Genomic DNA, 1298 nt, shown 5'->3' with positions numbered 1-1298 from the left:
GCACTTCACCTTGCTCGACTTCGATGTTGATGTCCTTGAGTGCGTGGAACTGGTCGTAATATTTGTTCAGGCTCACGGCCTTGACGATGCTTCTCATGTGCGGCTCCTCAGGAACGCTTGCCGGCGCCGCGGGCGAAACGACGCTCCAGACGGCTTTGACCAAAGGACAGGACGGTGACGGTGGCCAGGTACCAGATGCCGGCGACGATCAGCAGCTCCATCACGCGGGCGTTGGCGTAGTAGATGTTCTGGGCGTTGTAGAGCAGTTCCGAGTACTGGATGACGCTCGCCAGCGAGGTCATTTTCACCATGCCGATGAACTCGTTGCCCACTGGCGGAATGATGATGCGCATGGCCTGGGGCAGGATGATCCGGCGCAGTGCTTGCAGGCGCGGCATGCCGATCGACTTGGCGGCTTCATACTGCCCGGTGTCCACCGAGAGCAGGCCGGCGCGCACCACTTCGGCGGTGTACGCGCCCTGGTTGATGCTCAAGCCGAGCAGGGCCGCGACGAATGGGGTCATCAGGCTCACGGTGTCCATTTCGAACAGGCCGGGGATGCCGATGGTGGGAAAGATCAGCGCCAGGTTGAACCACAACAGCAGTTGCAGAATCAGCGGCGTACCGCGAAACAGCCAGGTGTAGGTCAGCGCCACATAGCGCAGGATCGGGTTGGCCGACATGCGCATGATCGCAGTGATCACGCCGAACACGATGCCCAGCGCCATCGCCAGCACCGCCATGACGATGGTGTTGAGCAAGCCCCACATGATCGCCTGGGAGGTGAGGAACTGGCCGATGTACGACCATTCGATCTTGCCTTCGGCAAAGGCGCGCACCAGGCCGATGATCGCGATGACGATCACCGTGGCGAAGAAAATCCGCCCGTAGTAACGCCGGGGCACATGATCGTACTGGGTGATGTCGAACTGGTTTTCCGCCAGTTTGCGCTCCGCCTGGAGTCGTTCTGCCTGTGTCTGGCTCATGTTGTTTCTCCGAACTCGGTTTCAACGCTATCCCTGTGGGAGCGAGCTTGCTCGCGATAGCGGTGGGTCAGTCCACGTTGGTGTTGAATGTGAAACCGTAATCGCGAGCAAGCTCGCTCCCACAGGTTTTGTGTGCTGCTTCAGAGGCGGAAGCCCTGATAGTCCTCGGTCCATTGCTGCTGGGCGGCGAGGGCGGTTTTCAGCCGGCCGATCTGTTCACGCACCTGTTGTGGCGCGGTCCCGCCCCAGCCGCTGCGGGCGGCGATGGCGGCTTCGAGGGTCAGGCTTTCGCGTACTTCCGGTGTGAGGCGC

At 61.2% G+C, this 1298-nt stretch carries 1 protein-coding gene and 2 pseudogenes; all 3 read right to left on the bottom strand.

Annotation, left to right across the window (positions count from 1 at the left end; all coding sequences use genetic code 11):
• Positions 1–97, bottom strand: a pseudogene (locus tag ACXRVY_RS29690) (ectoine/hydroxyectoine ABC transporter ATP-binding protein EhuA); the annotation flags it as partial.
• Positions 98–107: 10 nt separating this feature from the next.
• Positions 108–986 (bottom strand): amino acid ABC transporter permease, encoded by an 879-nt coding sequence (locus ACXRVY_RS29685; RefSeq protein WP_057396441.1) that lies wholly within the window; start codon positions 984–986, stop codon positions 108–110.
• A gap of 140 nt (positions 987–1126) precedes the next feature.
• Positions 1127–1298: pseudogene (locus tag ACXRVY_RS29680) on the bottom strand (argininosuccinate lyase); the annotation flags it as partial.

The organism is Pseudomonas sp. P5_A2_2, from assembly GCF_054177685.1.
This window is presented reverse-complemented; position numbering and strand designations above follow the sequence as displayed.